Origin of the sequence: Candidatus Tremblayella phenacoccinincola (assembly GCF_002682985.1) — a bacterium.
GTDB classification, from domain to species: domain Bacteria; phylum Pseudomonadota; class Gammaproteobacteria; order Burkholderiales; family Burkholderiaceae; genus Tremblaya; species Tremblaya phenacola_C.
Genome location: NZ_MKGN01000016.1, coordinates 1 through 2,256, shown reverse-complemented (window position 1 = coordinate 2,256; position 2,256 = coordinate 1). Strand labels below are relative to the sequence as shown.

At 30.6% G+C, this 2,256-nt stretch carries 3 protein-coding genes; all 3 read right to left on the bottom strand.

All coding sequences use genetic code 11. The features are described 5' to 3' along the window. Positions 1-148: 148 nt before the first annotated feature. Complete coding sequence (locus TPPER_RS00850; protein WP_099336889.1) at positions 149-337, bottom strand: hypothetical protein; 189 nt, start codon at positions 335-337, stop codon at positions 149-151. Beyond that, positions 313-1,788: an argininosuccinate lyase gene (gene argH, locus TPPER_RS00845; protein ID WP_099336888.1), complete on the bottom strand. Its 1,476-nt coding sequence runs from the start codon at positions 1,786-1,788 to the stop codon at positions 313-315. Before argH ends, TPPER_RS00850 begins: the two co-directional genes overlap by 25 nt. Before the next feature lie 72 nt (positions 1,789-1,860). Then, the coding region (locus TPPER_RS00840) for an SAM-dependent methyltransferase (protein WP_236859554.1) at positions 1,861-2,256 on the bottom strand (396 nt) is incomplete at its 5' end.

The window sequence follows — 2,256 nt, the reverse complement described above, 5'->3', positions numbered from 1 at the left end:
GCCTATGCCACTAGCCTTTTGGGTTGTTGATAAAGCAGCTATTGTTTCTTCTTTTATATTAGCATTCATATGATATATTGCTGTTGGCTCTATGGCTTTTGGGTTGCTCGTAGTGATGTATTATTGGAATATGTCCCTGAATCAATAGTTAACTAACCAAAAGACTATCTATTCTAAGCCCTTCTCTAGAACACCTTTTTATATAACTTCTTTCATATACTAACTTGATATGTGTTTTTATTATTATTATACCAGCTCTTGGAGTTCCTATGTAAAAGCTATCTCTATATATTACAATAGGAGCTGTCTCTTTTATAGTTCTAAATGATTCTCCCATAGATTCTTGTTAAGTTGAAAAGCTAACCCTACTATAGAATCTGGAATTAGGTTGTTGGTTCTATATATAGAGTCAGAAACAGTTAGTAGCTTTTTATTTACTAATATAGCTAGTATAGTTTGGCTTTTTGATACTCCTCCTTTTGAACTTCGTTTTATTATACAGGAACCTACCTTTAAAAACCTATAAACATCCTTATTAATTATTGGGTTTATCTTAGCTAACGTTTTTATACTTAGTTCTTCTATTGGTGTTTTTATAGCTATTCCTTTTATTACTACCTTTCCTGTAATGTTATGTGCTTTCCTAAATGGAATACCTTTATTTACTAAGTAGTCTGCCAATTCTGTAGCATTAGAATATCCTTGCTTTGCTTTTAATATACATGCTTTTAATCTTATCTTTATGTTTATTATTATTAGCTTTGTTATATGTAAACACTCTTTCCAAGTAGTTATAGTATCTAGTATAGCTGCTTTACTTTCTTGCATATCTTTATTATAAGCTAAAGGTAGTCCTTTTAGAATAGTTATTATGTTAGTTAACGCTCCTTGTATTTTACCTACTTTTCCTTTTATTAGTTCTAAAGCGTCTGGGTTTTTCTTTTGTGGCATTAGAGATGAACCTGATGTTATTTTGTCTGTTAACTCTACTAAGTTAGCTTCTTCTGTATTATAAAAGATTAGGTCTTCTGAAAGCCTTGATAAATGTATTATACTAATTGTTGCAGTTGCTATTAATTCAATTAAGTAGTCTCTATCTGAAATACTATCTAAACTATTAGACGTTGCTGTGTTAAAGGATAACCATTTAGCTAGTTGTTCTCTGTCTATATTGTATGCTGTTCCAGAAATAGAACCAGAACCTAACGGATTAATGGATGTTCTTTTTAAAGTATCATCTATTCTTAGCTTATCTCTTAATAGCATTTCATTATAGGCTAGACACCAATGCGCAAACGTAATTGGTTGTGCTTTTTGTAAGTGTGTGTAGCCAGGCATTATTGATTCTATATGTTTTTCAGATAAGGCTACAATTCTTTTTTGTAATGTGTTTAATATAGGTATTATTAGACATATTTCTTTTATACACCATAGTTTTGTATCAGTTGTAACTTGGTCATTACGGCTTCTTCCAGTATGGATCTTTTTACCTATAGAACCTAGAACTTTTGTTAGTTTATATTCGACCCAAGTGTGTATGTCTTCAGAGTTACTCTTTTTTAAGTTAACACTAGCTTTTATAGCTTTTGTTAATATGTTGGTTAGTTCTTGTTCTATCTTTAGTTGTTCAGTCTTTTTAAATATACCTATTGTGTATAGAACATATGACCATGCTTTCGATAGAGTTACGTCTTGTTCTATTAGAAGTACATCGGTTTTTAATGACTTGTTAAAGTGTTCAAACATTATGTTTAGCTTTTCTTTAAACCTGCCGTCCCATAAAGACATCTAGTCCTTTTCCTTTTTAGGGTTAGTTGTTAGAGAAGGGGGGTAGAATAGGTTTAGAAGGGTATGTTCTTATTAATTGAATGTAGTTAGGCCTCTATATAGGTTTATTATATATCCTATTATAAGTATAGATGGTGTTGTATTATTATATGTTAAGCTTTCTATGCTTTTTATATTACTTATTATTAGCTTTTGGTCTTTATTAGAACTTGAAGACACTATTGCAATTGGGATCTTATTTGAGAACCTACTTTTTAATAGCTTTTCTTTTAGCTTAGTTATATTACTTGCATACATATACATTATTATTGTTTGCTTCTTATTTAGGTCTAGACTCCAGTTAGGTTTGCTTTTATAGGATATAGACCCTGTTGTAAAAGAAACACTATTAGAGTAGTTTCTATGTGTTAATGGTATTCCTACTGTAGTTCCTATTGCTGTTGTTATCCCAGGTACTATATGTGATGG